This is a genomic window from Pantoea sp. App145 (genome assembly GCF_047947045.1).
In the GTDB taxonomy this organism is placed as follows: domain Bacteria; phylum Pseudomonadota; class Gammaproteobacteria; order Enterobacterales; family Enterobacteriaceae; genus Pantoea.
Genome location: NZ_CP133290.1, coordinates 1,140,658 through 1,165,479 on the forward strand (window position 1 = coordinate 1,140,658; position 24,822 = coordinate 1,165,479).

Sequence of the window (24,822 nt, forward strand, 5' to 3'; positions counted from 1 at the left end):
TTTGTTTATTCTTGTTACGGAATTAAACACTGGAGATTTAGGGATGAAGAAGTTATCAGTAATTGCAATAGCGACATTATCAGCGATTTATGGTGGTAATGCATTTGCGGTCGAAGTCACACCAGACGAAAGTGGCACCATTGCAGAGAATCATAGTGGTAGCGCAGGTGATGTAAGCCGCCATCGTGGTGACCGACTGAAAACAAAAATACAATGGAAAGCATGGAGTAGTGATATGGAGGGGCTGCATCCGCACAGCCCAAAAAATTACCAGGTTTACAAAGTTGAATATGCTAACCCAGGTGATATTTATCCTTCATCAGGGAATAGCAGCAACCTGATTCTCAGTGAAAATGAGAATGGATTTGCAGCGAATCTGGAAAAGAATGTCCCCTTTCAGCTCAACAGCAATAAGATCGTCGGCATGTACTTCGATGAGTGGGCTTATTGGGAACGCTCGTATACCGCCGATTTAGTTCCGGCGAAAAACCTTACTCATATATTCTGGAGCTTCCTCGGTCTTTGTGATTTTGGTGCACAACGTCCAGGTAATGTGACCTTGCCAGTGACCAACAATACCGGGCTGATCGCTGAGGGTAACGAGCGCGGGCAAAAAATCCTTAAAGCCATGTGCGGCCAGGGTAATTTCCCGATTGAGAACGGAGAAACCAGCTGGGCGGGTAATGATACACCGGCTAAACAGCAGGGTGATTTTTCTGTCTCGCGTTACGATCCTCAGGCCTCATATTTTGGTTTGAAGGCGCTGGAAAGAATGAAGAAAGCGAACCCGCAGCTGAAAGTGATGGTCTCCGTCGGCGGCTGGTCAATGAGTGCGCCGTTCCACGCCATGGTAGAAACCAAAGAAGGACGTGATATTTTCGTTAAATCCATTATGAATTTCCTGAGCGAATATCCTTTCGTGGACGGTATCGATCTGGACTGGGAATTCATTGGTTTTACCGGAACGTCAGCCATGGGCGACCTGGCGATTGATGGTTATCAGAATGAAAGAGAACACTATACAGCGCTGGTCAAACAACTTCGTTCCGCGATGGATACCCAATATAGCGGCGCGCAACGTAAACAACTGAGTGCCGCCGTCAGCGCCTCACCCGCTAAACTCGCCGCAATCGACTTCAACAGCCTGAAAGATGATTTTGATTTTATCAATATCATGACTTACGACATGTACGGTGCCTTTGCCCGTAACCCGGGCCATCATGCGGGAGTCTATGCCAAACCGATTGCCGGAACCTATTACCAACAAGGTAATCAGAACAAAATCAAAGACGAAGCGGGCAATATCGTTATTGACAGCCAGGGTAACGATATGACTGGCGAACAGGCGCAACGCGGTTTCAGTACCGAAGGTGCAGTGAAAGCCATTCTCGATAATAACCCGGACTTCCCCTCCGAAAAACTGGTGGTAGGTGCCGCTGCCTATAGCCGGGGCTGGCATAGTGTCAGTGTCAAACCGCAGCATGACAAACTTTTCTGGCATGGGATTGCCAATGGCGAAGAAGTCAGCCGTAAAGGGCTTGGCAGTAATGGAACCTTTGAAAATGGTGTGACTGACTATCGCGAATTGTACGATACCTTTATCAGCAAGAAGCAGGATACCTATTACGATAAACAAGCTGAAGCTGCCTATATCTGGAAACCCATTGCCTCGGTAAATGGTAATCCAACGGCTCAGGTTGAAACCTTTGACTCGCAACGTTCAGTCATTGCCAAAGGTGACCTGCTTAAAAAATATAAATTAGGTGGCCTGTTTGTCTGGGCGGCCAGTAACGACAATGGTTTGATTCTGAATAGTATGAACGCGGCCGTTTGTAATAAGCTGGCGAACGGCAGCTACTATAACTTTACCGAAGACTATAACGGTGTTGTTGATACCAGGGTTATCGATTCGCAGCAGGGTATCCCGACCAAAGTCAATGAGATCCTCTCCGGGCCGGCCAGTTACAACTTTAACGGCCAAGACTTCTGCACCTCCAGCGCCGACGAAAGTCTGGCCCCGGTGGTATCGCTGAATACCACGACGCTCTCCGTCGTCGGTACCAATGATATGGGTTTTGGCTATACGGTTACCGGCAGCAGTAATCAGCAGGATGTGAGCTGGAAGTGGGAACGTACGGAGGGTAACAGCGAAATTACGCTTAAATCCTACGATAAAGAATCCGCTGAAATTGTGGTACCCAAGGGACTGTTCGATGTCTCAGCAACATTCCGTTTGACCGCCACTAACAGCAAGCAAAAATCCGGCGAAGCCATCGTAACCATTAACGTGGTGAAACCCGACGTCGAGATTACCGGTGCAGACAGTATGCCATCCGCCAATCCGGCCCAAATGCAGGCCAGGGCGAATTTTGACCAGGCCAGTTATCAATGGACCCTGAAACAGGGCTCCCAGATTGTGGATAATGGTATTGACCAGAATGGACAGATTAAAGCTGGTCTGGCCGCCGGGAACTACCTTGTCGAAGTCAATGCTTCGAGTGTGAAAGGTGCGCGCTCCGCCACGCAAACTCATCCGATTGAAGTCACTCAGGAGGCACAAAACCATGATCAGGCATTTATTGATGCTCTGGGATTAGTCATCCTCCCCACGGACAACGGCAGCAACATCACTTTTGCCGGTGGCGTGTCTTCTTCTGCCACAGCAACCAACGTGCCGACCTATCAATGGACACTTCCATCGGGTGCCCAGGGTGGCAGCAATGGGCTGGCTACACAGAGTTTTACGGTTAACAAAACCAATCAGGTACAGAACCTGAAAGTCACTGTGTCCGTCGCTGCTGGTAAGGAATCCCGCACACTGGTGAAAGATATCACCGTTCCAGCACTCTCTGATTCCACGGGGTATCCGGAATGGGTTTACGGTAGCGACTATAAAGCCGGTGATGTGGTGCAACACAAAGGCAAGCTGTTCCAATGTGTCATTGCAGGCTGGTGTAGCCAGACCGGTGAATGGTCTCAGTTACATTACGAGCCAGAAACAGGTATCAGCTGGACTCAGGCCTGGAAGTATTACAACAAGTAACATTGCAGAGTTAACCACTCATCTTCGCTGCGATCATTGCGATCGCAGCTTTTTATTCATCAACATTCAGGCTCCATCCAGCATTACTGATGGTATCCCACATCATCACGCCTTTCCTGAATATGTTCATCCGGCGTTTCTGCCACATCCGCCATACCGTTGTTACCAGCATTGAAGTGACGACCACTGTTCACATGCATACTGGGGGGCGCGGGTACCGGCTGAGCACAGGATCCAAATGACAGCAACAGAAAAAACCAGGCAGCTAGCGGCATCTTCCTCATTATCCACTCACCCACAAAATGATCCAAAAGTGCGCCTAGCTTGCCTGAGGCTTTGCAAATTAGTGTCAGTGCAGCGCAAAGCTGCGTGTTGAGCCTTGAGCAGATGCGAAAAATCAGGCCTGTGATTTACGGGTTTTGTAGCGCGCCACCATGGTCATTAACGCCTGATAAATCAGGCCAGCATACAGGCTCATCACTATCGCCAGGCCGGGTTCTTTTCCCTGCGCTTTCCAGGAAACAAACCACATAAAAATGCCCCATAGCAGTGAAAAAACCAGCCAGCCCTTAATGAATTTCATTACACCCTGCATAACCCCTCCTGTCATTGAGCGCTGACGATAACGGTTTACCCGACAAAAAACACCGTTCAGCTATCGGGAATGTTATCTGCATCACCCTGGATTATTTTCTGAAGGAAAAGATTGACAATCCGGACGGTAAACAGGCACCCTTTTTGCGGCTTTACAGTCATATATCAAATATCCCAGATGGAATGACGGCAATAATCACAAACTTTTTCCTGATATTTACCTAAATAATGGAATATAACATGCTTAAAAATACCCTGACGATAAGCGCCATCGCGCTATCATTGGTTTTTCTTAGTAGTTGCGCCCAATCGGACAATAGCGCAAAACGCCATGCTATTCATTTTGTTCATACTATTGATGACAATGATCCTAATTTCAGAATGAATAAAGCGGATTCAATCCGCCTGATGACGCCTTTTTTCGAACAGTTCTGGCAACAGGGGAAAAAAGATCGTGAGGCCGGACTGACGGCAACGGATATACAACAACGCGTTAATTATTACCGTAGTGATGAATTCATAAAATCCATTCATGGCACATCCCAATTCGCCGGTAAAGAATACAAGGGAAATGTATCGCCCCGCTGGCGAGAAAATATGACCAAGGCAATATCAGACACCTATATGGATGGTTTTGAAGGACGGGAGTGATTGTGAATAACCATTTGGGCAAATGAAAAAATGAGTAAAGGTGCGACAGCAGGCATCCTGTTATTCAGTACCCTAACTCGTTATTGGTGTCGTTTAATCATTCTGTTACGGGGTCATATATGACCCCGTAACCCAGAATACTAACAAAAGTCGCATATACTCCCTTGTAAAATTATCGTTTATATATCTGAAGGTGCAGGAATTAATCTTAGATCCGAGGCTAATTTTATAGCATGTTTTGCATTAACAGCATCTAACTTGAACACAATTTTTGCCATATGAAATTTTACAGTAGAAACGGCTATATTCAGATGAACTGCAATTTCCTTGTATGTTTTTCCTGTCGCGGCCCAGTAAAGAATTTCATTTTCTCTTTTTGTGAAAAAAATATCATATTTATTGTCATTTTGTTTAGTCAAATCATATAAAAACAATAATTTCTTATGCGTTTTTACGAAATAAGACAGAACTTGATCAATGTTCGATGAATATAATCCCACCCCATCAATTACATTATCATTAAAAATTGACAACAGAGCGAGATTGTCATTATTGTCGTGAATGATATATGTATGTCCATTATTAATATCGAACTCCATAGCATGCAACATGACTTTTTTAAAGGCAGGCTTTGACGAGATAATGATTTCCTCACTCCAGCCAAAACCCTCCACTCTAGTCAATGCCTTCATTACTACCGGATCTGCCATTTGATGACTATGTTTAACATATAAGTCAAACCACTCAGGGTAATTATTAATGATACAGATGTCATTCAAGTCCTTTTTGCTTATAATAAAGTATCCATACTTATAACCTTTAAGCTTCGGATAGTTTCTCTCTAAAAAAATTTTGACCTGTTCATTTATATATTCATTAGCATAAAAATTTAACATTGCATGTCCTTTGCTTCCGGTTAGTTTTACATCCCATCAGTCATACTTCATAAAGCCGTAGAGTATAGATCACTTGCGGTCATGTGATTGCCGTAATGTTATGATCGCCATCACTAAACGACACCCGGATAAAGTTGTCGCATTGGTTTCCTTTTCTTACAATGTCGGAAATCCTTCTTCCATAATAGAGTCGGCAGATAAAGGCGATATGGAATCTGTCAGGAAAAAATGCTTCAGTACATCTATGTATATAAACATGATGCTAAGGGGGATAAGGTGGGAAAACCTAAGGTCCTTGCTCCTCTTTATCACCGCCGGATTGAAGAATCAGTACCTTTTAATTAATGGATATATATCATGATAAAAAGTCTTTTTGCCGGTGCATTGTTAACTCTCGCAGTGGCGGGCAGCGCTTATGCTGCCACAGATACAGAAATGGATGTCAGAATTGACCAGTTGATGGGGGAAGGAACACATCAACAATACCATGACTTCTTTGATAAGTTGCAGAAAGCAGTCGCTGATAAAGATAGTAAAACAATCGCTTCATTGGTTGATTACCCAATTACCGTATACGTTAATAAACGCAAAACGAATATCAAAAATACACAGGATCTCATTCGTGTGTACGATAAGGTTTTTGATAAGAAATTTAGCGAAATAATTCTTGAAAAAAAATATTCAGACCTCTTTGCAAGAGATATCGGTGTAATGGTCGGTGATACTGGCGAATTATGGTACAGCGGCATCTGTACAAAAAAAGATTGCAGCAAATTCGTTATACGAATTATTGCTATTAACAATAATTACTAGCCAATATTATTTATGTTAGTCCTTATAAGATTCAAGGTATCGATATCAATTATTGTTGGGTCACAAAACCCAACAAAAACGGGAGCCATTGGCTCCCGTTCTGTACTCTGCCCGCTAAGGCAGATTACATATTCGCGATAATCGCGTCGCCAAACTCTGAACATTTCAGCAGTTTAGCGCCTTCCATCAGACGTTCGAAGTCATAGGTCACGGTTTTGTTGGCGATTGCGCCTTCCATGCCTTTAACGATCAGGTCTGCGGCTTCGAACCACTCCAGATGACGCAGCATCATTTCTGCGGACAGGATGACGGAACCCGGGTTCACTTTATCCTGGCCTGCATACTTCGGTGCAGTGCCGTGAGTTGCTTCGAACAGTGCGCATTCATCACCGATGTTTGCACCCGGTGCGATACCGATGCCGCCAACCTGCGCCGCCAGGGCGTCAGAAATGTAGTCACCGTTCAGGTTCATACAGGCGATAACATCATACTCAGCCGGACGCAGCAGGATCTGCTGCAGGAAGGCGTCAGCGATCACGTCTTTCACGATGATCTCTTTGCCGGTGTTCGGGTTTTTGAACTTCATCCACGGGCCGCCATCGATCAGCTCACCGCCGAATTCTTCTTTCACCAGCTGGTAGCCCCAGTCTTTGAAAGAACCTTCGGTGAACTTCATGATGTTACCTTTGTGAACCAGCGTCAGGGAATCACGATCGTTAGTGATGGTGTATTCCACGGCAGCACGCACCAGACGTTTGGTACCTTCTTCTGAACACGGCTTCACGCCGATACCACACTGCTGCGGGAAGCGAATTTTCTTCACGCCCATCTCTTCACGCAGGAATTTGATCACTTTGTCAGCTTCAGGCGTACCGGCTTTCCACTCGATACCCGCATAGATATCTTCGGAGTTTTCACGGAAGATCACCATATCGGTATCTTCAGGACGTTTTACCGGGCTTGGGGTGCCTTTGTAGTAGCGAACCGGACGCAGACAAACGTACAGATCCAGCTCCTGACGCAGTGCAACGTTCAGAGAACGAATACCGCCACCAACCGGAGTGGTCAGCGGGCCTTTGATGGCAACGCGGTATTCTTTGATTAAATCGAGGGTTTCCTGCGGCAGCCAGACATCCTGGCCATAGAGTTCTACTGACTTCTCACCGGTGTAAATTTCCATCCAGGAAATTTTTCGCTCGCCGTTGTAGGCTTTCTTCACAGCGGCATCAACCACCTTCAGCATCACGGGGGAAACGTCAACACCGATGCCGTCACCTTCAATGTAGGGGATGACCGGGTTATTTGGCACTACCAGTTTGCCCTGATCCAGGGTGATTTTCTGACCTTCCGCCGGAACAACTACTTTGCTTTCCATTAACCTCTCCTTCGAGCGATTTTTTGTTAATGATTTGTAAGATGCGCGTCAATACTACTTGAATATTTCCGCCGCGCCAATCACCGCAGTTTCGCGTTATAATGCGCTGATTGTCACCAACTGCAAAGCCCATGCGAAAAACTTCCCAACGAATTCACCAGGATAAACGATTCAGCGCCCCGTCACGCAAGCCTGTCCGCCGTGATACGCGGCCTCGGGGTCCAGTGCGCGTCATACTCTTTAACAAACCTTTCGATGTTTTACCGCAATTCAGCGATGAGGCCGGACGCCGGACGCTGAAGGATTTTGTGCCGGTAACCGACGTCTACGCCGCGGGGCGCCTCGATCGCGACAGCGAAGGGCTGATGATTTTAACCAACGATGGCGCGTTACAGGCGCAGCTGACCCAGCCAGGCAAACGCACCGGGAAAATCTATTTTGTGCAGGTGGAAGGCGAACCGCAGGAATCAGATTTATCCCGCCTGCGCAGTGGCGTGACCTTAAATGATGGCCCGACCCTGCCCGCAGGCGTCGAACGGGTACCAGAGCCGGAGTGGCTCTGGCCGCGCCAACCGCCGATCCGCGAACGCAAAGCCATTCCGGTTAGCTGGCTGAAAATCACCTTATATGAAGGCCGTAACCGTCAGGTGCGGCGTATGACGGCGCACATTGGTTTCCCTACCCTGCGCTTGATCCGTTTCGCCATGGGGGAACATCAGCTGGATAATCTGGCACCGGGTGAGTGGCGTGATATCAGTCCGAATTTTATAACTTCAGGTTAACAATCCGGGAGGATCGATGTTTAAACCTCATGTCACCGTCGCCTGCATCGTGCAGGCGGAAGGTCAGTTACTGGTGGTGGAAGAACGCATTCGCGGGCGCGCCACCTGGAACCAACCCGCCGGTCATCTGGAGGCGGATGAGACCCTGCTGGAAGCCGCACAACGCGAGTTATTCGAAGAAACCGGTATTGATGCCGCACCGCACTATTTTCTTGGCGTACAGCAATGGATCGCCCCGGATAATACGCCTTTTGTGCGGTTTCTGTTTGGCCTGGATTTGGCACAACGTGCCGCTACCACCCCGCATGATGATGACATCGATTGCTGCTGGTGGTTGACGCCAGAGCAGATTATCACTGCGGATAACCTGCGTTCACCACTGGTGGCTGAAAGTGTGCGATTGTGGCAACAGGGAGCGCGCTACCCGTTACAACTGGTCGCACCGTTCCAGTGGCCGTTTCATGAGGGTGCGCACCCGGCTTCCGCGTGCTAGAATACGCCGCCTGTTTTTATCGTAATTTAAGAGTGTGTCATGTCTGACAACAGCCAGAAAAAAGTGATCGTCGGTATGTCCGGCGGCGTCGATTCTTCCGTTTCCGCCTGGTTACTGCAACAGCAGGGCTATAAGGTGGAGGGCCTGTTCATGAAGAACTGGGAGGAAGACGACGGCGAGGAGTATTGTACTGCCGCTGAAGACCTGGCTGATGCGCAGGCCGTCTGCGACAAACTCGGTATCAAACTGCATAAGGTCAACTTCGCCGCAGAGTACTGGGACAATGTTTTTGAACATTTCCTCGAAGAATACAAAGCGGGCCGTACGCCAAATCCCGACATTCTGTGTAATAAAGAGATCAAGTTTAAAGCGTTTCTTGAATTCGCCGCAGAAGATCTCGGTGCTGACTTTATCGCCACCGGCCATTATGTCCGCCGTCAGGATGTTGATGGTCAGAGCCGCCTGCTGCGCGGCCTGGATGGCAACAAAGATCAAAGCTACTTCCTCTACACCCTCAGCCACCAACAGGTCGCACAAAGCCTGTTCCCGGTCGGCGAGCTGGAAAAACCGGAAGTCCGCCGCATTGCCGAGCAGCTTGATCTGATCACCGCGAAGAAAAAAGACTCCACCGGCATCTGCTTTATCGGCGAACGCAAATTCCGCGATTTCCTTGGCCGTTATCTGCCTGCCCAGCCGGGTGCCATTGAAACCGTTGATGGCGAAATCGTCGGTGAACATCAGGGTCTGATGTATCACACTCTGGGTCAGCGTAAGGGGCTGGGTATTGGCGGACGTAAAGAAAGCAATGACGATCCCTGGTACGTGGTCGATAAAGATGTCGAACGCAATCGCCTGATTGTGGCACAGGGCGGCGATCATCCGCGCCTGATGTCCGTGGGCTTGATTGCCCAGCAGCTGCATTGGGTTGATCGCCAGCCGATCACCGCCCCACTGCGCTGCACGGTGAAAACCCGTTACCGCCAGACCGACATCCCCTGCGAAATTATCCCGCTGGGTGATGACCGTATTGAAGTCCGTTTTGATGAGCCGGTTGCAGCTGTTACGCCGGGACAATCTGCCGTGTTCTACCTGGGTGAAGTGTGCCTCGGTGGCGGCATTATCGAGCAGCGTCTGCCCTGGGCAGCGGCCTGAGGTCGGCGTTGCCGACGCGTATACAGGAGTAACCGTGGCTAAGAATTATTATGAGATTACGCTGGCGCTGGCGGGCGTGTGTCAGGCGGCCCATCTGGTGCAGCAGCTGGCGCATCAGGGCAATTGTAATAACACCGCACTGAATATCTCGCTGCGCAGCCTGCTGGATCTCAATCCTGGCTCAACGCTGGCGGTGTATGGCAATGATGAAGCCAACCTGCGACTCGGTCTGGAAACCATGATGGCGGTGCTGAACAGCAGCAGCCGTCAGGGTGCAGGCGCGGAGTTGATGCGCTATACCCTGAGTCTGGTGGTGCTGGAGCGCAAGCTGCACAGCAATAAACAAGCACTCAACACTCTGGCCCAGCGCATCAGCCAGCTTGATCGTCAGCTGGCGCATTATGAGCTGGAATCCGACACCATCACCAGCGCCATGGCCGCCATTTATGTTGATGTAATCAGCCCACTTGGCCCGCGCATTCAGGTGACCGGCTCGCCACAGGTATTGCAGAGCAGCCAGATCCAGAACCGGGTACGCGCCACCTTGCTGGCGGGCATCCGTTCTGCCGTATTATGGCAGCAGGTTGGCGGTGGCCGCCTGCAGCTGATGTTCTCGCGCCAGCGCTTGCTGCGTGAGGCAAAAACCATTTTATCCCGGCTGGGAACGGCGTATTAAGCGCCCTTCCGGCATCACGCTTTGTTAAACGATTCAGGAGTTGCACTGATGGAATTATCCTCTCTGACCGCCGTCTCACCTGTCGATGGTCGTTACGGCGATAAAGTCAGCCCACTGCGCGCGATTTTCAGCGAATACGGTTTGCTGAAATTCCGCGTTGAGGTTGAAGTTCGCTGGTTACAGAAACTGGCCGCGACCGCAGAGATCAAGGAAGTTCCTGCATTTGATGCTGACGCAAACGCTTTCCTTGATGCGATTGTCACTAATTTCAACGAAACCGACGCTGCACGCATTAAAACCATCGAGCGCACCACCAACCACGACGTAAAAGCGGTGGAATACTTTCTGAAAGAGAAAGTGGCTGATGTACCGGCACTGCACGCAGTCTCTGAATTTATCCACTTTGCCTGCACCTCTGAAGATATCAACAACCTGTCGCATGCGCTGATGCTGGAAACGGCACGCCGTGAGGTGATCCTGCCTTACTGGAGCAAAATCATTGCCGCAGTGAAAGGCCTGGCGCAGGAATATCGCGACATCCCGCTGCTGTCACGTACCCACGGTCAGCCCGCTACCCCTTCCACCATGGGTAAAGAGATGGCTAACGTCGCCTACCGCATGGAGCGTCAGCTGCGTCAGCTCGGCAACATCGAAGTGCTGGGTAAAATCAACGGCGCGGTCGGTAACTATAACGCCCATATCGCCGCCTACCCGGAAGTGGACTGGCACCAGCTGAGTGAAGCCTTTGTCACCTCACTGGGCATCACCTGGAACCCGTACACCACGCAGATCGAACCGCATGACTACATCGCTGAAATGTTTGACTGCATGGCGCGTTTCAACACCATTTTGATCGACTTTGACCGTGATATCTGGGGCTACGTTGCCCTGAATCACTTCAAACAAAAAACCATCGCCGGTGAAATCGGTTCTTCCACCATGCCACATAAAGTTAACCCGATTGACTTCGAAAATTCCGAAGGCAACCTCGGTCTGGCCAATGCGGTGATGCAGCATCTGGCAAGCAAACTGCCGGTGTCACGCTGGCAGCGTGATTTGACCGACTCCACCGTACTGCGTAATCTCGGTGTTGGCGTCGGCTATGCGCTGATCGCCTACCAGGCGACGCTGAAAGGTATCTCCAAGCTGGAAGTGAACCGTGACCGTCTGCTTGACGAGCTGGATCACAACTGGGAAGTGCTGGCTGAGCCGATTCAGACCGTGATGCGCCGTTACGGCATCGAGAAGCCGTACGAGAAACTGAAAGAACTGACCCGTGGCAAACGCGTTGATGCCGCCGGTATGCAGGCGTTTATTGATGGTCTTGAACTGCCGGAAGAGGAGAAAGTGCGTCTGAAGCAAATGACGCCTGCCAACTACCTTGGCCGTGCCGTGCAGATGGTTGATGATCTGAAATAATCACCCGTTAACACAGGCGTGTCACGGCTCGCCTGTGTTAATCTGCGGTTTAGCTGGTTTCGCATATACTTTGCTCCATCAATGAGTTGAAAGTAAGGAAAAACTATGCGTGTTCTGGTCGTGGAAGATAATGCGCTGCTGCGTCATCACCTTGCCGTGCAATTGCGCGAAATGGGTCACCAGGTGGATGCCGCAGAAGATGCGAAAGAAGCTGATTATTTCCTCCAGGAGCATATACCGGACATCGCGCTGGTTGATCTGGGCTTGCCGGACGAAGATGGTATGTCACTGATCCGCCGCTGGCGTGGCGAAGCTATTCGTCAGCCGATTCTGGTGCTTACCGCCCGTGAAGGCTGGCAGGCAAAAGTTGAAGCGCTGGAAGCCGGTGCCGACGACTACGTCACCAAACCGTTCCATATCGAAGAAGTTGCAGCCCGTTTGCAGGCGTTAATGCGTCGTAACAGCGGCCATGCTTCGCAAATCATCTCAATGCCGCCGTTCCAGGTTGATCTCTCGCGTCGCGAGCTGACGGTAAATGATGAGCCGGTTAAACTGACGGCCTTTGAATACACCATCGTCGAAACCCTGATCCGCAACGCCGGAAAAGTGGTCAGCAAAGATTCGCTGATGCTGCAACTCTACCCTGATGCTGAATTACGTGAAAGCCACACCATTGATGTGCTGATGGGTCGTTTACGTAAAAAAATTCTCGCGCTCTACCCGACTGAAGTGATCAACACGGTACGCGGTCAGGGCTATCGTTTCGATCTCTGATCAATGGACTGGTTTCATCGCCTGCGCCCCTTTTCCCTGCGCGCCCGCTTTCTGCTGGCGACGGCAGCCATTGTGCTGTTTCTGTCGCTCTCCTACGGCATGGTGGCGGTAGTGGGTTATGTGGTGAGTTTCGACAAAAACACCTATCGCGTGATGCGCGGCGAAAGCAACCTGTTCTTTACCCTTGCGCAGTGGCAGGACAACCGGCTGACCATTGCCCAGCCAGAGCGTATGACGCTCAACTTCCCGACGCTGGTATTTATCTACGATGAACACGGCAAACTGCTGTGGCAGCAGCGCGATGTGCCGGAAATCCGCCGCAAAATTCGGCGCGAGTGGCTACTCAAGCCTGACTTCTACGAAATAGATACCAGCAACCGCACCAGCCTGGCGGCGATGGGCAACAACCTGGTGGCGCAGAAACAGCTTCACGCCCTGGACACTAACAGCAACGATACCTTTACCCACTCGGTCGCGGTCAACCGCTATGACGCCACCACCAACTTACCGGCGCTGACCATTGTGGTGGTCGATTCGATCCCACAGGAACTCCAGCATTCCGATGTGGTGTGGTCATGGTTCAGCTACGTGCTGGCAGCCAATCTGCTGCTGGTGATCCCGCTGTTGTGGCTGGCCGCGCACTGGAGTCTGCGGCCGATTGGGCATCTCACTTCTCAGGTGCGCGAGCTGGAAACCGGTCAGCGGGAGAATCTGGATGATAATCCTCCCCAGGAACTGCGCAGTCTGGTACGCAACCTGAATTTATTGCTCACCAATGAGCGCCAGCGTTATACCCGCTATCGCACCACGCTTTCCGACCTTACTCACAGCCTGAAGACGCCGCTGGCGGTGTTGCAAAGTACGTTGCGTTCGCTGCGCAGCGGTAAAGACCTGACAGTGGAACAGGCGGAGCCGGTGATGCTGGAGCAAATCAGCCGTATCTCGCAGCAGATCGGTTATTACCTGCATCGTGCCAGTATGCAGGCCGATCACAACCCGTTGCAGCGCGATTTGCATTCCGTCTCAGCGCTACTCGATAGCCTATGTTCAGCGCTGAATAAGGTTTATCAGCGTAAAGGGGTGGAAATCACCCTCGATATCTCTCCCGAACTGACCTTTATCGGCGATCAGAATGACTTTATGGAAGTGCTGGGCAATGTGCTGGATAACGCCTGCAAATATTGTCTGGAGTTTATTGAAGTCAGTGCACGGCAAACCGATAAAGCGCTGCATCTATTTATCGACGATGATGGCCCCGGTATCCCCGAAAGTAAGCGCGATTTAATCTTCGTGCGCGGTCAGCGCGCCGACACCCTGCGACCAGGCCAGGGCTTAGGTCTGGCAGTGGTTCGCGACATTCTGGAGCAGTACGCCGGTCAGGTTATCGCCACCACCAGCCCGCTTGGGGGCGCGCGTATGGAAGTCATTTTCCAGCGTCAGGAAGTTGAACATCGTCGCGAGTAGAAAGGCGCGCGGGCTGTTATACTTGCAGGCATTCATGGCCCTAACCGGAACCCTTCTATGGATTATCAGCTCGATCTTAACTGGCCCGACTTTATTCAGCGCTACTGGCAAAAACGCCCGGTGGTGCTTAAACGTGGTTTTAAAAACTTTATTGACCCAATTTCTCCTGATGAGCTGGCCGGTCTGGCAATGGAAAACGAGGTGGACAGCCGCCTGGTGAGCCATGACAACGGTAAATGGCAGGTGAGCCATGGTCCGTTTGAAAGCTACGATCATCTCGGTGAAAACAACTGGTCGCTGCTGGTACAGGCAGTGAACCACTGGCATGAGCCTTCTGCGGCGCTGATGCGCCCATTCCGCTTCCTGCCCGACTGGCGCATTGACGATCTGATGATCTCTTTTGCCGTGCCTGGCGGCGGTGTGGGTCCGCATTTCGACCAGTACGATGTGTTTATCATTCAGGGCACCGGTCGTCGTCGCTGGCGTGTCGGCGAGAAAGTGCCGATGAAGCAGCATTGCCCTCATCCCGACCTGCTCCAGGTGGAACCCTTTGACGCCATCATTGATGAAGAGATGGAACCGGGTGACATCCTCTATATTCCGCCGGGATTCCCGCACGAAGGTTACTCACTGGAAAACGCGCTGAACTATTCGGTAGGTTTCCGTGCGCCAAGCGGTCGCGAGCTGATCAGCGGTTTTGCCGACTACGTGCTGGCTCACGAACTGGGCAGCTATCGCTATAGCGATCCCGATGTGCCGACGCGTGAATGTCCGTCACAAATTCTGCCTTCCGAGGTGGAGGGTATCCGTGCCGCGATACTGGATGTGATCAATCAGCCCGAACAGTTTAACCAATGGTTTGGCGAATTTATTTCGCAGTCACGCCACGAGCTGGATATCGCACCGCCGGAGCCGCCATATCAGCCAGATGAAATCTATGATGCGCTGCAACAGGGTGATGCCCTGACGCGCCTCGGTGGGTTACGCGTGCTGACGCTGGGTGATGCGGTATTCGTCAACGGCGAGCGCGTGGCCTGTAGCCACCCGGAAGTGCTGGCGGCGCTGGCACATCGTCAGGTACTCACGCTGGAAGACTTTGGTGAAGCACTGAACGATCCTTCACTTCTGGCGCAGGTCGCCGCGCTGGTGAACAGCGGTTATTGGTACTTCGCTGATTAACAACATGCACTGAGCCGTAGCGGCGCGATTCATCGCGCAATTCCGTGCGTTATATCGGAAAAAACGTGCGATAAATCGCGCCGCTACGGTTTATTTCTTCTCAGCCACCAGCGCCGAAATGCGCACAATCACATCCACCGCCTGCGCCATCACGTTCAGTGAAGCGAACTCGTGTTTGCCGTGATAGTTGTAGCCACCGGTAAACAGGTTCGGGCACGGCAGTCCTTTCCACGACAACGCTGAACCGTCGGTGCCACCGCGAATCGGTTTCACGTTTGGTTCAATGCCGCAGTCACGCATCGCCTGCAACGCCAGTTCGATAATGTGCGGATGCGGTTCCACTTTCTCGCGCATATTACGGTAGCTGTCGCTGATCTCGACTTTTATCGTGCACTCCGCATGCAACCCCTTGCTGACCCGACGCCCGATATCTTCCAGCAGTTGCTTACGTTTGGCGTAATTATCCGCATCGAAGTCACGGATGATATACATCATCTCCGCGTGTTCCACGGTGCCTTTCATGGTATGCAGATGGTAAAAGCCTTCATAGCCTTCGGTGAACTGCGGCTTTTCGTTGGCCGGCACTTCGGCGTGGAAACGCATCGCCAGTTCCAGCGCGTTCACCATCACCCCTTTGGCAGTACCCGGATGCACGTTGTTACCGACAATCTTGACTGTCGCTGATGCCGCATTGAAGTTCTCAAACTCGAACTCACCCAGATCGCTACCATCCACGGTATAAGCCCAGTCGGCGGCAAACTCTTCGATATCGAAGTATGACGGACCACGGCCAATCTCTTCGTCCGGCGTAAAGGCAACACGAATCGCACCATGCGGAATGTCCCCCTGAGCGAGGCGTGCCATGGCAGTCATGATTTCCGCCACCCCGGCTTTATCATCCGCTCCGAGCAGCGTTTTACCATCGGTGGTGATCAGCGTATGGCCGATTAACTTATGCAGCACCGGGAACATCACCGGTGAAAGAATTTCATCACCGTTGCCAAGGGCAATATCCCCGCCGCGGTAATTTTCAATAATCTGCGGATTAACGTTTTTCGCTGTGAAATCCGGCGAGGTATCCATATGCGAAATAAAACCGATCACCGGGGTCGGCCAGTCAACATTCGCCGGTAAGGTACCCATAACACAGCAATGGTCACTTAACGTCACATCCACAAAACCTAAAGCCAGCAGCTCTTCCTGGAGCTGACGCGCCAGCGTCCACTGCCCTTCGCTGCTTGGTACCTGCCGTGCCTGTGGTTTGGATTGGGTTTCAATCGCCACATAACTGAGAAAGCGCTCAAGTAATTGATCCATCGGTCATCCCTCTAAAGAACCTGCATTTATTATCATTGGTCACTGGCGACGCGTTGTTGCGTCAAATCATTATCCATCAGGTTAGTCCCGTCATGATGATTTGCTCAATCATCGGATGCAGAAAGATTTCCCGTGCCGCTTCGTCTCGCTACAGCATACTCCGTTCTTTTTCAGACTTTTCAAGGTAATTCCACGTGGAAACATGGCATTGGCGCATTTTTCAGGTATTATCCCGCCCTTCATCACGGCTGGCCGCTGCGTGCGACTATGCTGTAATCAGATCATTTTCAGACTGAGTGACTAAAATGACGCAAACATGCGCACAACAGGCGCTGGTTACGCTTTCTGGCATCAGTAAAGCCTTCGATGATAAATCCATCATCTCCGATTTCCAGCTGACTATCCGTCATGGTGAATTTATCACCCTGCTCGGTCCCTCCGGCTGCGGTAAAACCACCATTCTGCGCCTGATCGCCGGGCTGGAAGATGCCGACCAGGGTCGCATCATCCTCGATGGCAATGACATTACCGACACGCCTGCCGAGCACCGCCATATCAATACGGTGTTCCAGAGCTATGCGTTGTTCCCTCATATGTCGGTGTTTGAAAACGTGGCGTTTGGCCTGCGGATGCAGAAAACCCCGGCGGCGGAGATAAACCGTCGCGTCAATGACGCGCTGGCCATGGTGCAACTGGAAAGTTTTGCCGACAGGCGTCCTCATCAGCTGTCAGGCGGCCAGCAACAGCGTGTCGCCATTGCGCGTGCGGTGGTGAATCGACCCAAAGTGTTACTGCTGGACGAATCACTCTCCGCGCTGGATTACAAGCTGCGTAAACAGATGCAGAACGAGCTGAAAGCATTGCAGCGCAAGCTCGGCATCACCTTTGTGTTCGTCACTCACGACCAGGAAGAAGCGCTGACCATGTCCGATCGCATCGTGGTGATGCGCGATGGCCGTATCGAGCAGGACGGTACGCCACGCGAGATCTACGAAGAACCGGCCAATTTGTTTGTCGCGCGCTTTATCGGCGAAATCAACGTGTTTGACGCTGAGGTGGTGAGCAGTGACAACGCCCCCAGCGTGCGCGCCCGGGTGGAAGGACGGGAATGTGATATCCACTGCCCTTTCCCGGTGGTGCCTGGTGACAAATTACATGTCCTGCTGCGCCCGGAAGATTTGCGCGTTGAAGAGATCGATCACGACAGCCGCAGCGAGCATCTGGTGGGCTACGTGCGTGAGCGGAACTATAAAGGGATGACGCTGGAATCCACCGTTGAACTGGAAAATGGCAAGCTCCTGACGGTGAGCGAATTTTTCAATGAGGACGACCCCGATTTTGACCATTCGCTGAACCAGAAAATGGCGGTGAGCTGGGTGCAGAGCTGGGAGGTGGTGCTGCCGTATGAAGCTGATGCGTAACCGCCTGCAAAGCGCCATCGTGATGATGATTGTCGGCTGGCTGACGCTATTTGTGTTACTGCCGAATCTGATGATTTTTGTCACCAGTTTTCTGACGCGCGACGATGCACATTTTGTCAGCATGGTGTTTACCCTCAGCAACTACAGCCGTCTGCTCGATCCGCTCTACGCCGATGTGTTGCTGCACTCGCTGAATATGGCGATCATCGCCACCCTGTGCTGCCTGCTGCTCGGTTATCCCTTTGCCTGGTTCCTGACAAAATTACCTGAGCGCCTGCGCCCGCTGATGTTGTTTCTGCTGATTGTGCCGTTCTGGACCAACTCATTGATCCGCATCTACGGCCTGAAAATTTTTCTCAGCACCCGGGGCTGGCTGAACGAGTTTCTGCTGTGGCTGGGCGTCATCGACCAACCCTTTCGCATCATGTACACGCCAGAAGCGGTGATCCTGGGGCTGATCTATATCCTGCTGCCGTTTATGGTGCTGCCGCTCTACTCCAGCCTGGAAAAACTGGATAAAGCCTGCCTTGAGGCCGCTCGCGACCTCGGAGCCAATACGCTGCAACGTTTTATACGCATCATTCTGCCGCTCACTATGCCCGGTATCGTCGCCGGTTGCCTGCTGGTGTTGATCCCGGCGATGGGGCTGTTTTATGTTTCTGACCTGATGGGTGGCGCGAAAAATCTGTTGATTGGCAACGTGATCAAAAGCCAGTTCCTCAATATTCGCGACTGGCCATTTGGTGCCGCGACCAGCATCGTCATGACGCTATTGATGGGGCTGATGTTGCTGTTTTACTGGCGCGCTGCACGTCTGCTGAATAACAAAGTGGAGCTGCAATGATGGCTCGCTGGTTACGTGCTAGCTTTATGGCGGTGATTTACGCTTGGTTTTATATTCCGATCATTATCCTGATCGTCAATTCGTTCAACGCCTCACGCTTCGGCATCAACTGGCAGGGCTTCAGTACCCAGTGGTATGCCCTGCTGGTGAATAACGACAGCCTGTTGCAAGCGGCACAGCACTCGTTGCTGATGGGGGTGTTATCAGCCAGCTGCGCCACGCTGATTGGCTCGCTGACGGCGGTGGCGCTGTATCGCTACCGTTTTCGCGGTAAACCTTTCGTCAGCGGCATGCTGTTTGTGGTGATGATGTCACCGGACATTGTGATGGCGATTTCGCTGCTGGTGCTATTTATGCTGCTCGGCATCTCGCTGGGGTTCTGGTCGCTGTTGTTTTCTCACATCACCTTTTGCCTGCCGTTTGTGGTGATCACCGTTTACTCGCGCCTGAAAGGCTTTGATGTGCGGATGCTGGAAGCAGCAAAAGATCTGGGTGCCAGTGAAATCACTATTTTGCGCAAGATTCTGCTGCCGCTGGCGCTACCTGCGGTGGCGGCAGGCTGGCTGTTGAGCTTTACCCTGTCGATGGACGATGTGGTGGTCTCCTCCTTTGTCACCGGCCCGACGTTTGAAATTCTGCCGTTGAAAATTTATTCGATGGTGAAAGTCGGTGTATCACCTGAGGTGAATGCACTGGCCACTATTTTGCTGCTCCTGTCGCTGCTATTGGTGACAGCCAGCCAGCTGTTATTGCGGGATAAAACCAAATAGAGGACAACCGATGAAAAAATGGTCTCACTGGCTGGCGGCTGGGGCGCTGGCACTGGGTATGCAGAGTGCGCAGGCTGATGACAGCAACACGCTCTATTTCTACAACTGGACCGAATATGTCCCACCGGGCCTGCTGGAGCAGTTCACCAAAGAAACCGGCATCAAGGTGATTTATTCCACCTACGAATCCAATGAAAGCATGTATGCCAAGCTGAAAACCTGGAAAGATGGCGCTTACGACCTGGTGGTGCCCTCCACCTATTTCATCGCCAAAATGCGCAATGAAGGCATGCTGCAAAAGATTGATAAGTCGCAGCTGAGCAACTTTCACAACCTCGATCCGAACCTGCTGAATAAGCCGTTCGATCCCAATAATGACTATTCGATTCCCTATATCTGGGGTGCCACCGCCATTGGCGTCAATACCGATGCGATCAACCCGAAAAGCATCACCAGCTGGGCGGATTTGTGGAAACCGGAATACAAGCAGAGCCTGCTGCTGACCGATGACGCGCGTGAAGTCTTCCAGATGGCGCTGCGCAAGCTGGGCTATTCGGGCAATACACGCGACCCGAAAGAGATCGAAGCCGCTTACGAAGAGCTGAAGAAACTGATGCCGAACGTGCTGGCGTTTAACTCCGATAACCCTGGCAACCCTTATATGGAAGGCGAGGTGAATCTCGGCATGATCTGGAACGGTTCAGCGTATGTGGCCCGTCAGGCCGGTACACCGTTGCAGGTGGTATGGCCGAAAGAAGGCGGCATTTTCTGGATGGATAATCTGGCCATCCCGGCTAATGCGAAAAACAAAGCCGGCGCGCTGAAGTTAATTAACTTCCTGTTGCGCCCGGACGTGGCGGCAAAAGTGGCGGAAACCATCGGCTATCCGACGCCGAATCTGGCGGCGAAAAAACTGCTGCCGCAGGCGGTTGCCAACGATCCATCGTTGTATCCGTCAGCAGAGGTGATTAAAAACGGTGAGTGGCAGAACGATGTTGGGGATGCCAGCGTACAGTACGAGACGTTGTTCCAGAAATTAAAAGCAGGGCAATAGTCTTTCATTTGGTGCGTATAAATACGCACCCTACAAAGATGTAGGGTCGGCATTCATGCCGACCTGATAAATCAACCGCTTATTTATACAACCCACGCAGAAAGGTGTGCACAAACGCCGGGACCACTTCGCTTGCCAGACCATACTGGCTTTCAGCAAACTCGTTACCCACCTGGCTCGGTTCCAGGTTCAGTTCCACGGTATGCGCGCCCTGCACCTTCGCCTCATGGACAAAACCGGCGGCCGGATAGACGTGGCCGGAAGTACCGATGGCAATAAACAGATTCGCGCGATCCAGCGCCTGATAAATCTCTTCCATGCCCAGCGGCATTTCGCCAAACCACACCACGTGCGGACGCAGCAGTGAGGGGAACTGACAACAGGTACAGCGATCGTCCGGGGTGAGATCCTCTTGCCAGTCAATCACCTGGCCGCTACTGACGCAACGCACCTTCAGCAGCTCACCGTGCATATGCAGAACGCGCTGGCTTCCGGCGCGTTCGTGCAAATCATCAATATTCTGCGTCACCAGCAGGAAATTATCCCCCAACACCTGCTCCAGCTCCGCCAGTGCCCGGTGTGCCGCATTCGGCTGGATCTCCGGCTGTTGCAGCTGGCGACGGCGCGCATTGTAGAACGCCTGCACCAGTGCCGGATCGCGCCGGAAACCTTCCGGGGTCGCCACATCTTCCACCCGATGCTCTTCCCATAAACCATCGGCAGCACGGAAGGTACGAATACCCGATTCCGCCGAGATCCCCGCGCCGGTCAGCACCACCACATGTGGCAACGGATGCGCCGCCAGCTCCGCTTTCCGGTCGCGCTCAAAAATACGCTGACGAAAACGCTGATGCACTTTGCGACGCGTCTTTTTATAGCGGGCGAGTCGTACGCGGCGACGAAGTGTGCGCATAAAGGCTCCTTAATCTGCGCAACCGCTCTGCCGCAGTTGCGCTGGTTTGCTGTTATTGCCCGCTTAATACGCGGGCTGGATCGATGCGGCTGGCGCGCCGCGCCGGGTACCAACTGGCAAGCAGGCTCAAAATTATAGCTGTGGCCAGCACCGAAATCACATCCAGCCAGTGCAGTTCTGACGGCAGGAAATCAATAAAATAGATATCCCCTGCCAGCAGCTGATGGCCGGTGAGATGCTCCAGTCCGCGCATAATCGGTGTCAGATTGAGCGCCACCACCACGCCAACCACCACGCCGCTGACGCTACCCAGCAATCCGGCCAGCAGACCGTACCAGATAAAGATGGCACGAATCAGACCATCTTTGGCACCGAGGGTACGCAGCACCGCAATATCGCTGCTTTTATCCTTCACCGCCATCACCAGCGTTGACACGATATTGAAACAGGCCACACCAATCACCAGCACCATCGCCAGATACATAATGGCGCGAATCATCTGGATATCACGATACATATAACCGTATGTGCCAATCCAGCTGCGGATATAGACGTAAGAATGCGTCACTTCACCGGCATCACGTACCAGCTTCTGCGCTTTGAACGGGTCGTTCATTTTCAGCGCGATACCGCTGACGCTGTCACCCATATCCAGATAGTTCTGCGCATCGGCCAGCGGCACCAGCGCCAGACTGTGATCGAGCATACCGCTCAGTTGCAGAATGCCGCTCACCTGCAAACGAATACGTTTGGGTTCCAGCAGCTTATTCTGACCATCATTGTTGGGGATCATGATGGTGATCCAGTCGCCCTGTTTCACATTCAGCGATGTCGCAATACCGCCACCGAGAATAATCTGCTGTTTACCGGCGGCAAACTGCGACCAGGCGTTATCGGCGACAAAGCGCGGCAGCGCGCTCAGGCGCGGCTCCTGCTGCGGATCGACCCCTTTGACCTGCAAAGCCTGTAACTTCGCACCGCTCTCAATCAGCCCGGTGAAGTTCACATAGGGGGCTGCGGCGGCGATACCCGGCACCTGCTCAATCGGGGCAATCATCGGCTGCCAGTTACGGAACGGCTGATTAACCGGCTCGATTTCCCCATGAGGCACCACCGCCAAAATGCGGCTGTTGAGCTCACGTTCGAAGCCGTTCATCGCACTTAAGCCGATGATCAGCACCGCCACGCCCAGCGCGATACCGATCGTTGAGATAATTGAGATCAGCGACACCATGCCGCCACGCCGACGGCCACGGCTAAAACGCAGCCCCAGCAGCAGGGATAACGAAGGCGTCATTACAGCGCTCCCAGCGTCAAATGTTCGCTCAGCTGGCCGTCACGCATCTCCATCTGACGGCTGAGACGTTTTGCCAGCTGCAAATCATGAGTCACCACCAGGAAGGCAGTGCCCTGCCGGGTGTTCAGTTCACCCAGCAGCTCAAAAATCGCATCGGCGTTGCGCGCATCGAGGTTACCGGTCGGCTCATCGGCCATCACCAGACGCGGACGATTCACCAGCGCACGGGCAATCGCCACACGCTGGCGTTCACCACCGGACAGCTCCGAGGGGCGATGCGCCGCGCGTTTTTCCAGCCCCACCGCCGCCAGCATCTCACGGGCGCGGGCCTCCGCTTCACCTTTGGCACTTTTGCCAATCAGCAGCGGCATCGCCACGTTTTCCAGCGCGGTGAAGTCCGGCAGCAGATGGTGGAACTGATAGATAAAGCCCAGCTCGCGGTTACGCAGCTCGGCCTTGGCGGAGGAGGACATGGCATTCAGCGATTTGCCGTCGAACACCACATCACCGGAGGTCGGCGCATCCAGCCCGCCCAGCAGGTGCAGCAAGGTACTTTTGCCGGAACCGGAGCTGCCGACAATCGCCGTCAGTTCACCAGGCTGGAGACTGAAAGCCACGTTGCGCAGCACATCGGTCTGCACGCTGCCTTCCTGATAGCGTTTACACAGGTCACGACACTGCAACAAAGGGGTGTTACTCATAACGTAAAGCCTCAGCGGGTTGAACGGCGGCAGCGCGCCATGACGGATAAAGAGTAGAGAGCAGCGCCACAGCCATCGACACCAGCGCAATGGTGACCACCTGCCAGACGTTGATGTCCACCGGCAAGGCGGCACCATCCAGGAACAGGCCAATCACCGGCAGCAGATGGTTTAACTGGCTGGCGAGCAGTACCCCGAGCAGCGTGCCGAGCAGCGCACCGATAATGCCCGCGCTGGCCCCCTGCACCATAAACACCGCCACAATCTGACGGCGGGTTAAACCCTGGGTTTGCAGAATCGCCACTTCGGCCTGCTTTTCCATAATCAGCAGCCCGAGCGACGTAATGATGTTAAAGGCGGCGACGGCAATGATCAGACTGAGCAGCAGCCCCATCATATTTTTCTCCATGCGCACCGCCTGGAACAGGTCACCTTTACGCTCACGCCAGTCTTTCCATACCAGTCCATCGGCCAGTTTCTGCTGGCTCAGCGCATCTACGCTGAGCGGTTTATCCAGCCACAGACGCCAACCGGTGATGTTACCGAGCGGATAACGCATCACGCGTGAGGCATCCTGTTGGTTGACGAGGATCTGGTAGCCATCGACTTCGCTATTGGCAGCGTAAGTCCCCGCAACGGTAAAGATACGCTGGCTCGGAACGCGGCCAACCGGGGTAAACTGGCTGACAGAAGGCACCATCAGACGCAGTTGATCGCCGCGTTTGACGCCGAGTTGCCCCGCCAGCTGCTCACCGAGGATAACGTTATATTGGCCTGCCTGGAGCACGCTCTGCTGGGTGTTGACCAGATATGGGGTGAGTGGATCTTTCTCATCAGGATTGATGCCGAGCATCACGCCCACGGAGACATTGTGCGCACTCTGCAACACCACATCGGCAGTGGTGAGCGGGGCAATACGCGTCACGCCCTGCAAATTAAGGCTTTGCGGCGTCAGCTGTTGCGGGTTGATGCTGCCTTTGTCGCTGGTGACCAGCGCCTGCGGCATCAGACCGAGAATGTTGCCTTCCAGCTCACGCTCGAAGCCGTTCATCACCGAAAGCACCGTCACCAGCGCCAGCACGCCCAGCGTGATGCCGATGGTCGAAAGCCAGGAGACGAAGCGACCGAAGCGGTCTGAAGCACGTCCACGCATGTAGCGCAGGCCGATGAATAACGCGACTGGTTGATACATGA

At 52.6% G+C, this 24,822-nt stretch carries 24 protein-coding genes; 15 read left to right on the forward strand and 9 right to left on the reverse strand.

Annotation, left to right across the window (positions count from 1 at the left end):
• Positions 1 to 43: 43 nt before the first annotated feature.
• The gene (locus tag RCF31_RS05135; protein ID WP_416412706.1) at positions 44 to 3,043 is read left to right on the forward strand and encodes a glycosyl hydrolase family 18 protein; all 3,000 of its coding nucleotides are present in this window, start codon (positions 44 to 46) and stop codon (positions 3,041 to 3,043) included.
• An 83-nt stretch (positions 3,044 to 3,126) separates the two neighbouring features.
• On the opposite strand, the gene RCF31_RS05140 is transcribed toward RCF31_RS05135, so the two are convergent.
• The gene (locus RCF31_RS05140) at positions 3,127 to 3,318 is read right to left on the reverse strand and encodes a hypothetical protein (protein WP_416412707.1); all 192 of its coding nucleotides are present in this window, start codon (positions 3,316 to 3,318) and stop codon (positions 3,127 to 3,129) included.
• Positions 3,319 to 3,440: 122 nt separating this feature from the next.
• Positions 3,441 to 3,638: a DUF6404 family protein gene (locus tag RCF31_RS05145; RefSeq protein ID WP_416412708.1), complete on the reverse strand. Its 198-nt coding sequence runs from the start codon at positions 3,636 to 3,638 to the stop codon at positions 3,441 to 3,443.
• A gap of 239 nt (positions 3,639 to 3,877) precedes the next feature.
• Here RCF31_RS05145 and RCF31_RS05150 point away from each other — a divergent pair, with 239 nt between their 5' ends.
• Positions 3,878 to 4,288 (forward strand): Exc2 family lipoprotein, encoded by a 411-nt coding sequence (locus RCF31_RS05150; protein ID WP_416412709.1) that lies wholly within the window; start codon positions 3,878 to 3,880, stop codon positions 4,286 to 4,288.
• A 179-nt stretch (positions 4,289 to 4,467) separates the two neighbouring features.
• Here the strand turns inward: RCF31_RS05150 and RCF31_RS05155 are convergent, their stop codons facing one another.
• On the reverse strand, positions 4,468 to 5,184 hold the full coding sequence (locus tag RCF31_RS05155; protein ID WP_416412710.1) for an autoinducer binding domain-containing protein: 717 nt from the start codon (positions 5,182 to 5,184) through the stop codon (positions 4,468 to 4,470).
• Positions 5,185 to 5,541: 357 nt separating this feature from the next.
• On the opposite strand from RCF31_RS05155, the gene RCF31_RS05160 reads away from it, so the two are divergent.
• Positions 5,542 to 5,997 (forward strand): hypothetical protein, encoded by a 456-nt coding sequence (locus RCF31_RS05160; RefSeq protein ID WP_416412711.1) that lies wholly within the window; start codon positions 5,542 to 5,544, stop codon positions 5,995 to 5,997.
• Between the two features lie 124 nt (positions 5,998 to 6,121).
• Here the strand turns inward: RCF31_RS05160 and icd are convergent, their stop codons facing one another.
• Entirely contained in the window at positions 6,122 to 7,372 is a 1,251-nt protein-coding gene (gene icd / locus RCF31_RS05165) for an NADP-dependent isocitrate dehydrogenase (protein WP_084873924.1), read from the reverse strand.
• 131 nt (positions 7,373 to 7,503) lie between these two features.
• Between icd and rluE the strand changes: the two genes are divergently transcribed.
• The 8 genes from rluE to RCF31_RS05205 all read left to right on the forward strand — a co-directional run bounded on the left by rluE (position 7,504) and on the right by RCF31_RS05205 (position 15,311).
• A complete protein-coding gene (gene rluE, locus RCF31_RS05170) occupies positions 7,504 to 8,154 on the forward strand; it encodes a 23S rRNA pseudouridine(2457) synthase RluE (RefSeq protein WP_299452141.1) in 651 nt (216 codons plus the stop codon).
• Positions 8,155 to 8,170: 16 nt separating this feature from the next.
• Positions 8,171 to 8,647, forward strand: a complete 477-nt coding sequence (locus tag RCF31_RS05175; protein WP_299452139.1) for an NUDIX domain-containing protein — start codon at positions 8,171 to 8,173, stop codon at positions 8,645 to 8,647.
• 39 nt (positions 8,648 to 8,686) lie between these two features.
• Positions 8,687 to 9,799, forward strand: a complete 1,113-nt coding sequence (gene mnmA / locus RCF31_RS05180) for a tRNA 2-thiouridine(34) synthase MnmA (protein WP_084873921.1) — start codon at positions 8,687 to 8,689, stop codon at positions 9,797 to 9,799.
• 34 nt (positions 9,800 to 9,833) lie between these two features.
• Entirely contained in the window at positions 9,834 to 10,475 is a 642-nt protein-coding gene (gene hflD / locus RCF31_RS05185) for a high frequency lysogenization protein HflD (RefSeq protein WP_416412713.1), read from the forward strand.
• A 48-nt stretch (positions 10,476 to 10,523) separates the two neighbouring features.
• Positions 10,524 to 11,894: an adenylosuccinate lyase gene (gene purB, locus RCF31_RS05190; RefSeq protein WP_313686246.1), complete on the forward strand. Its 1,371-nt coding sequence runs from the start codon at positions 10,524 to 10,526 to the stop codon at positions 11,892 to 11,894.
• A gap of 105 nt (positions 11,895 to 11,999) precedes the next feature.
• Positions 12,000 to 12,668, forward strand: coding sequence for a two-component system response regulator PhoP (phoP, locus tag RCF31_RS05195; protein ID WP_208714670.1), 669 nt, complete (start codon positions 12,000 to 12,002; stop codon positions 12,666 to 12,668).
• Positions 12,669 to 12,671: 3 nt separating this feature from the next.
• Entirely contained in the window at positions 12,672 to 14,132 is a 1,461-nt protein-coding gene (gene phoQ / locus RCF31_RS05200; RefSeq protein ID WP_299452128.1) for a two-component system sensor histidine kinase PhoQ, read from the forward strand.
• Positions 14,133 to 14,189: 57 nt separating this feature from the next.
• Positions 14,190 to 15,311 carry a JmjC domain-containing protein gene (locus RCF31_RS05205; RefSeq protein ID WP_416412714.1) on the forward strand — a complete coding sequence of 374 codons (1,122 nt, stop codon included), beginning with the start codon at positions 14,190 to 14,192 and terminating at the stop codon, positions 15,309 to 15,311.
• Positions 15,312 to 15,401: 90 nt separating this feature from the next.
• Here the strand turns inward: RCF31_RS05205 and pepT are convergent, their stop codons facing one another.
• On the reverse strand, positions 15,402 to 16,628 hold the full coding sequence (gene pepT / locus RCF31_RS05210) for a peptidase T (RefSeq protein WP_299452123.1): 1,227 nt from the start codon (positions 16,626 to 16,628) through the stop codon (positions 15,402 to 15,404).
• A gap of 305 nt (positions 16,629 to 16,933) precedes the next feature.
• Between pepT and potA the strand changes: the two genes are divergently transcribed.
• The 4 genes from potA to potD are packed head-to-tail and all read left to right on the forward strand — an operon-like array spanning position 16,934 to position 20,717.
• Positions 16,934 to 18,049 carry a spermidine/putrescine ABC transporter ATP-binding protein PotA gene (gene potA, locus RCF31_RS05215; protein ID WP_299452121.1) on the forward strand — a complete coding sequence of 372 codons (1,116 nt, stop codon included), beginning with the start codon at positions 16,934 to 16,936 and terminating at the stop codon, positions 18,047 to 18,049.
• Complete coding sequence (potB, locus tag RCF31_RS05220; RefSeq protein WP_416413215.1) at positions 18,042 to 18,893, forward strand: spermidine/putrescine ABC transporter permease PotB; 852 nt, start codon at positions 18,042 to 18,044, stop codon at positions 18,891 to 18,893. The genes potA and potB overlap by 8 nt, the downstream gene beginning before the upstream one ends.
• Complete coding sequence (potC, locus tag RCF31_RS05225; RefSeq protein WP_299452118.1) at positions 18,890 to 19,663, forward strand: spermidine/putrescine ABC transporter permease PotC; 774 nt, start codon at positions 18,890 to 18,892, stop codon at positions 19,661 to 19,663. The genes potB and potC overlap by 4 nt, the downstream gene beginning before the upstream one ends.
• Positions 19,664 to 19,673: 10 nt before the next feature.
• A complete protein-coding gene (gene potD / locus RCF31_RS05230) occupies positions 19,674 to 20,717 on the forward strand; it encodes a spermidine/putrescine ABC transporter substrate-binding protein PotD (RefSeq protein ID WP_416412716.1) in 1,044 nt (347 codons plus the stop codon).
• Positions 20,718 to 20,796: 79 nt separating this feature from the next.
• On the opposite strand, the gene cobB is transcribed toward potD, so the two are convergent.
• The 4 genes from cobB to lolC are packed head-to-tail and all read right to left on the reverse strand — an operon-like array spanning position 20,797 to position 24,820.
• On the reverse strand, positions 20,797 to 21,630 hold the full coding sequence (gene cobB, locus RCF31_RS05235) for a Sir2 family NAD+-dependent deacetylase (RefSeq protein WP_310618172.1): 834 nt from the start codon (positions 21,628 to 21,630) through the stop codon (positions 20,797 to 20,799).
• A gap of 52 nt (positions 21,631 to 21,682) precedes the next feature.
• Positions 21,683 to 22,927 carry a lipoprotein-releasing ABC transporter permease subunit LolE gene (gene lolE, locus RCF31_RS05240; protein ID WP_416412717.1) on the reverse strand — a complete coding sequence of 415 codons (1,245 nt, stop codon included), beginning with the start codon at positions 22,925 to 22,927 and terminating at the stop codon, positions 21,683 to 21,685.
• Positions 22,927 to 23,628 carry a lipoprotein-releasing ABC transporter ATP-binding protein LolD gene (gene lolD, locus RCF31_RS05245; RefSeq protein ID WP_084873908.1) on the reverse strand — a complete coding sequence of 234 codons (702 nt, stop codon included), beginning with the start codon at positions 23,626 to 23,628 and terminating at the stop codon, positions 22,927 to 22,929. The genes lolE and lolD overlap by 1 nt, the downstream gene beginning before the upstream one ends.
• A complete protein-coding gene (lolC, locus tag RCF31_RS05250; RefSeq protein ID WP_299452107.1) occupies positions 23,621 to 24,820 on the reverse strand; it encodes a lipoprotein-releasing ABC transporter permease subunit LolC in 1,200 nt (399 codons plus the stop codon). Before lolC ends, lolD begins: the two co-directional genes overlap by 8 nt.
• Between the last annotated feature and the right edge of the window lie 2 nt (positions 24,821 to 24,822).